Source organism: Nostoc sp. (genome assembly GCF_036917455.1).
Taxonomy (GTDB): domain Bacteria; phylum Cyanobacteriota; class Cyanobacteriia; order Cyanobacteriales; family Nostocaceae; genus Nostoc.
The window spans coordinates 81,382-87,586 of record NZ_JBALDK010000236.1 but is presented as its reverse complement, the minus strand read 5'-3'; the positions used below and the strand labels follow the sequence as shown (position 1 = coordinate 87,586).

At 39.3% G+C, this 6,205-nt stretch carries 3 protein-coding genes; 2 read left to right on the top strand and 1 reads right to left on the bottom strand.

Annotated features, from left to right (window positions below; genetic code table 11):
* Window positions 1–142 precede the first annotated feature (142 nt).
* The gene (locus tag V7K42_RS26565) at window positions 143–3,685 is read right to left on the bottom strand and encodes an NB-ARC domain-containing protein (RefSeq protein WP_334920383.1); all 3,543 of its coding nucleotides are present in this window, start codon (window positions 3,683–3,685) and stop codon (window positions 143–145) included.
* A gap of 592 nt (window positions 3,686–4,277) precedes the next feature.
* Between V7K42_RS26565 and V7K42_RS26560 the strand changes: the two genes are divergently transcribed.
* Together V7K42_RS26560 and V7K42_RS26555 are read left to right on the top strand one after the other, a co-directional pair.
* The gene (locus V7K42_RS26560) at window positions 4,278–4,457 is read left to right on the top strand and encodes a CopG family transcriptional regulator (RefSeq protein WP_334920381.1); all 180 of its coding nucleotides are present in this window, start codon (window positions 4,278–4,280) and stop codon (window positions 4,455–4,457) included.
* A gap of 1,100 nt (window positions 4,458–5,557) precedes the next feature.
* Window positions 5,558–6,058 (top strand): fatty acid hydroxylase, encoded by a 501-nt coding sequence (locus tag V7K42_RS26555; RefSeq protein WP_094344285.1) that lies wholly within the window; start codon window positions 5,558–5,560, stop codon window positions 6,056–6,058.
* Window positions 6,059–6,205 lie beyond the last annotated feature (147 nt).

Below are 6,205 nucleotides of genomic sequence, written 5' to 3'. Positions count from 1 at the left end.
CCGTAGGCGAGGCAGTTTTCATCCATGCCCCTTAATTTACCATCTATGTGTACTTAAAAGACTTGGTAACACTTTCAATCCTGTGAACTACTACTCCCAAACTGGCTTGACTTTGTTTTATAACTCTAACATTAAGTCCCCTTTAATACTCAACTGCTCCTAGAGCTTTTAAAGTATCCTTCTGAGACTCAGTTAAGCCACTTATGCTAGTGATATTCATTCCCTCATAAGGATTTTTACTTTTCAAAGTTTTTAAACATTCACCTGTTTGTACATCCCAAATTTTAATTGTCTCATCTTCACTACAACTGACCACAGTCTGACCATCGGAACTAAAGGTAACTGACCAAACCCATTTAGTATGTCCAAATAAAGTTTTTAAACAGCTACCTGTCTTAACATCCCAAAGTTTAACTGTTTGGTCTCCACTGCCACTTGCCAGTATGCGACAATCAGAACTGAAAGCAACTGAATATATAGTATTTGTATGGTCTTGCAAAGTTCTAATACACTGACCAGTACTGACATCCCAGATTTTAATAGTTTGGTCTCCACTACCGCTAGCTAGCATACCACCATCAGAACTAAAGCCAACTGCCCAAACCCATTCGGTATGACCTTGTAAAGTATGAAGGCATTTGCTAATGCGAATATCCCAGAGTTTCACTGTTCCGTCATGACTACCACTAGCTAATACATGGCTGTCAGAACTAAAGGTGACTGACCATGTTCTACCACTATGTTCTCGTAAAATATTGAGGCATTGACCAGTGCTGACATCCCATATTCTTATTGTTTGGTCATCGCTACCACTTGCCAAAAAATAGCTGTCAGCACTAAAAGTAACTGATGTAACTCGATTACTATGTCCTTTCAATATTTTAAGACATTTACTATTATTTATATCCCATAACCTTAATGTTTGGTCTTCGCTACCACTAGCAATCAAGTGAGAATCAGGGCTAAAAACAACTGATGTAACTCTCCTATCATGTCCCCGGAAAATTTTGAGACACTTACCAGTCATAGCATCCCACACTGTCACTGTTTGGTCATTACTACCACTGGTAAGGAAATTATTGTTTGGGCTAACAGCAACTGACCATATCCCATTGTTGTAACCCTGGAAGGTCTTGATGCATCGACCAGTACTAATATTCCATAACTTTACCGTTTGGTCATCACTGCTACTAGCACAGATATTTTGATTTATACATATTGCTAACGACCATACCCTACTTTTATGTCCTTGTAGAGTTTTAAGGCATTGGCCAGTCACGAAATCCCATACCTTAACTGTTTGGTCTTCACCGCAACTAACAAGAGTGCTACCATCGACGCTAAAGGTAACTGAATGTACTAAGTCTGTATGCCCCTGCAAAGTTTTAATACATTTACCAGTATTTGTGTCCCAAAGTTTAACTGTTTGGTCATGACTAGCGCTTGCTAGTGTATTACCGTCAGGGCTGAAAGTGACCGAGTAGACCCACTGAGTATGACCCTCTAAAGTGTGAATACATGAATTACTGTTAATATCCCACAGCCTTACTTTATAGTCATCATTTCCACTTGCCAACACATCACCTTTTGGATTAAAGGCAACAGACCATACACTACAACCATTTTCCTGTAACGTTTTCAAACATTTGCCTGTATTGATATTCCACAACTTCACCGTTTGGTCATCACTGCCACTAGCAAGAACCTGATTGTCAGGGCTAAAAGTGACTGAACGAACCCCACCACTATGACTCTCAAAAGTTTTTAAACACTGACCAGTACTGGTATCCCACAGTTTTATTGTTTGGTCATTACTGCCACTGGCAAGAACCTGACCGTCGGAACTAAAAGTAACTGACCAAACCCAACCAGTATGCCCCTTACAAGCCATAAGTTGCTGACTATTGGCAACTTCGTACAAGCGAATTTCTCCATTGGTATCACCAGTAGCTAAAAGTTTACCATTGGGGCTAAAGGCTACCGAAAAAATACCACCAAAGGTTTCAATAAAAACACACTTAGCTAAATGAGTGTGAGCCAAATTTACATTATGCAACTTTATATGCTGCAAGTCGGCTTGCCAAATAGTTAAATAAGAAAAATCATAACTACTGAGATCGGTTTCTAAATTACAAAGCAAGTTAAAGACATTTCCTGCTGTATAACTTTGTTCTAAAGGGGATATTTCTCGTAGCGTTGTTAAAATTTGAGCTAAGTGATTTTCGAGGTTTTTTTTACTTCTAAAGGCAGTAAGCAACCCATCTATAACTGGTTGAATTATGAGGCTAATTTGAGTATCCCTGACATATTCTTTTGCTGTCGCTTTTGTTAGAGCTTTACTGCTGAATAAATCAATATTCTGAGTGACAATCTCTTCACAGACTTGTTCTATCAAATTATTAGTCACATACTCCATGACCACAGGCTGGAGGGTAAAAAGCGATCCAGTTTTTTCAATGAGCTTAGGCGTAGTCTTCTCTATTAGCGATCGCCTTCCTAAAGATTCTACAGCCTCTAGTAATTTTGATTGTGCAACTGGTGATATAATATCGTCTCGCAATTCTGAGAGTGTAACCGACTCACGATTAATCGCTAGCCAGTACATAATATCCTTTTCTAAATCTGACAAGCGCTCAAACTGCTGCTCTAAAACATCACGAATGTCGCCAAAAACAGCCGTGTCTTGTTGTAAAAATTCAGTGACATTACCACCAAAAATATCTTGAATGGTTGTGGCAACTATCTTTAGCGCTAGTGGATTACCTGCATAGCGCTCAATCATTACTTTCCATTCATCCTCTGCCGCAGATAGCCCTTTAAGTTTTAAGATTTCTTGCCCTTCTGCCACCTTCAAGCCACTCAGCGGTATTGAGCGAACAGATAATGCTTCTCCTTCAAGTAATGCCACTTCTTTCGGTTTTTCCCGACTAGTCAGCACTAAACAGCTTTGGTGAGTTGCTTCTCCTATCCGTCTTAAAAGCTCACCATATTCTTCATGTCCTTCTCGATAAAGTCCAGCGCGGCTACCACTGCGGAGAATTGACTCTGCATTATCAAGGATCACCAAACAGCGATGATTTTGCAAATAATAGAGGAGTCGTGATACCCTATCGCTGAAGCTTTCAGGTAAATTGCTTTCTGTTTGCTGTTCGTCAGATAAAAATTGGATCAAGTTACTGAGAATAATTTTAACAGGTGGGGCTTCTCGTAGCGATCGCCAGATCACATACTCAAAGTTGTCCTGAATCTGTTGAGCAAGCTTTACAGACAGCGCCGTTTTCCCAATCCCTCCTATTCCTAATAGGGCGATCAATCGGCAGTGTTCATTAAGAATCCATTGCTCTAACGTAGTAAGTTCTTCAATCCGTCCATAAAAAACTGAGTTAAAGATAGCTTCTCCCCAATCTAGACGATTATTTGAGCTTGAATAGTCACTTTTATCTATTTTTAAGTGAAAAACTGAAAAAAGCTTTTCAATAGTCTGTTTATCAACACCTCCTTCCCGATTCAATACTTTCGAGATGGTAGCGGAATATAACCCAGAGCGGGCGCTCATTTCTTCAAGAGTATACCTGTTTCCAAAATTTTCTTTTGCCTCTGATTGATGCTTTGCTTGCTTAATTTTCTGCAACCCTTTGCTAGTAAGTGCAACACCACGCTTGCGTCTCCAATTCTCTAAAGTCATGTATTAACTCACTATTGGTGTAACCACCTTTAACTAAAAGGAATTATCTGCTAGGTTGCTGTAGATATGAGGTGATAGCCATAACAAACGAATAATCTCATATTGCAGAAGATTTAAAACACATATAGCAATCCGATTTGATTTATGAATCACTCGTAGAGGTAAGGGACTGGGGATTGGGGAACTCGGGGCCCCCTTTGGGGATTAGGGGCAATGGGGACTGCGAAGAAGGAATAAAGGTGTATTGAGTTTTGTTCAAAAATCAAATATGAGTCCTATATATTACCAAAATATTCACTGATAAAAACCACCTTTGACAATCCAATCGTCTCAGGAATTCAATGTCGCTTGCTCTACAGACAATCTGGTTTGTAGGGCATTGCTGACATAAGCTCTTTAGCCAAAAGCTTCTAGCATCACACATAATGGCAGATTCCGTGTGTTACCAGGTATTTAATACTTTAGCTTCTCAGTAATACATTTGGGTGTAAAGCTTAAGTTCAATCTCAAAATCTCGATTTTCACTGGTAAAGATAGTTCGGAATTGGCAATCTTGATAAAGAAAGCTTGTATATATCTAGACTATCAATCAATGAATAAAACTGCTGCACTTAAATCTCCCCGCTTGGCAACCTCCACTAAAAAAAGGGCGCTTAAGCGAATTACCTTAAATTTGACATCAGATGAAGCCCAGAACCTTGAAAAGTATTGCGAAAAGACAGGCAGTCCAGCAATAGATGTGATTCGGCAACTCATTCAAGCTTTACCTTGACCTGATTTGTCACGCCAAGTCTGAAAAATCATAGTCCAGAAGAGTCATAGTTAAAGTAGAAGATGTTGTAAATTTTGACAAGGGTTTTCAACTTCACTGTATCTAACTCACATTACTATTAACACTCTTCTTTATTTCTGATAAAATCAAACATTTATAGATTGATTTTTACAAAGTGAAACCCAACAAAATCAAGGATTCTTGGTGTTGGGTTTCGTTGTTTAAAAGCCATTTATTTGTCAACTAGTTTTACTCACCTCAAGAACCAAAACTACGTTCACATAATACTTATTTATATCGTTCTAATTAGATTCATAATTGAAATTCAATTACAAGAAGTTTCAACTTAAGAACGTGTAGAAAAGCCTTAACCTAAATTTGTACTAAGTTTAACTCAACCTTTGCTTACGCTGTATGCCTTAGTAAGAAGATTGTGTAGTAACTATAACAACATACTGTATTTCTATCGGGCTTTAGATGTATTGCTACCATTAACCCAAAGCTACAAGTCAAATTGAAGGTTCTTACGAGTTGCTATTTACTCTATTAAGGCTCGTAAATTTATGAGACTGCAATCGTCCAATCACGTATACTCTGAGCCGAATGGCACTAAATTAAGCTGAAGAGTATGCAGCGTAAGGATTGCAGAGGGGCAGAGGGGCAAGGGTGCAGAGGGGAATGGCACTAAGAAAAGCTGAAACCTCGTCAGGGCAGGGTGTGGGAGGTTTGTTGCTTTTTTCTATCTCCCCACTATCCCACACTCCCCACACTCCCCACACCCAAAAAGCCAGTTATATCAGGGCTTTTTGATTAACTTAGTGCCATTCGGTGCAGAGGGGAATTTCTAAATATCCGAACGCAATACCTAAAACTTCTTCTTTCTCCCCTGCTCCCCTGCTCCTCTGCTCCTCTGCACCCCTGCTGCCTCAACGATTTTTCCTTTACAAGCGTGCCATTCTACTCTGAGCCAAATTCACTGGAGCGTAGACCCATGAGACGCACAGATGCTGTTTGCATAGCTTAAAACCAGGTGTCTACGTCACAGCATGATATCTGCATATTTTTTGTGGAGTTTTCTTAACTATTCTTGAGGAGTACAAATGCTTGAGGCTATCGCTGTTGCTTGGTTATTACTGTTTTTTGGCGATTTTCTATCTACATTTCTTTACCACGTACCTGAGCACGTTTTTGGTAGCCTTCATTTAAAAACGCACCACTCCTGGAAAAAAGACTTCCGCCACTACGCTATTTTGACTTTTAATCCCCAGGTTCTTTTAGATGGTATCTTGGGAGCTTTTCCTTATTTACTCATAGCAGTAGTTTTGTGGTCTTTCTCTCCCATTGGTGTTATCTCTGGATTACTGTTTGGTCAGTTTCATGTCTGGTGGAGACACATAAGTGTACTGGGTTGGCAAACTTCAAAGCCTGTAAATATTTTATGTCAAATTTTATTTATTACTACTCCTGAGAGACACTGGTTACATCATCACAAAACTAATTTAGGTTTTGGTGATATTTTCACCTTCTTTGAACAACCTGCACAAATGTGGTTACGCTGGCTTCGACTACTCAGACTTCGTTTTCGTTACTCTCGAATCTAACTGAAGCTACTGCTTACCTAAATACTTTTTAAAAGTACGAAAAGAAGCTGCGATCGCAGCTTCTTTTCATACGCTATTGATATTTTGCCACAGAGGAGATTATTTTAGTCTCAGAAATGCGCTAGTAACAAGAAACATCAATTAACA

Coding starts and splice junctions, on each gene's coding strand:
- V7K42_RS26565 (WP_334920383.1), bottom strand. CDS start 3,685: ATGACTTTAGAGAATTGGAGACGCAAGCGTGGTGTTGCACTTACTAGC.
- V7K42_RS26555 (WP_094344285.1), top strand. CDS start 5,558: ATGCTTGAGGCTATCGCTGTTGCTTGGTTATTACTGTTTTTTGGCGAT.
- V7K42_RS26560 (WP_334920381.1), top strand. CDS start 4,278: ATGAATAAAACTGCTGCACTTAAATCTCCCCGCTTGGCAACCTCCACT.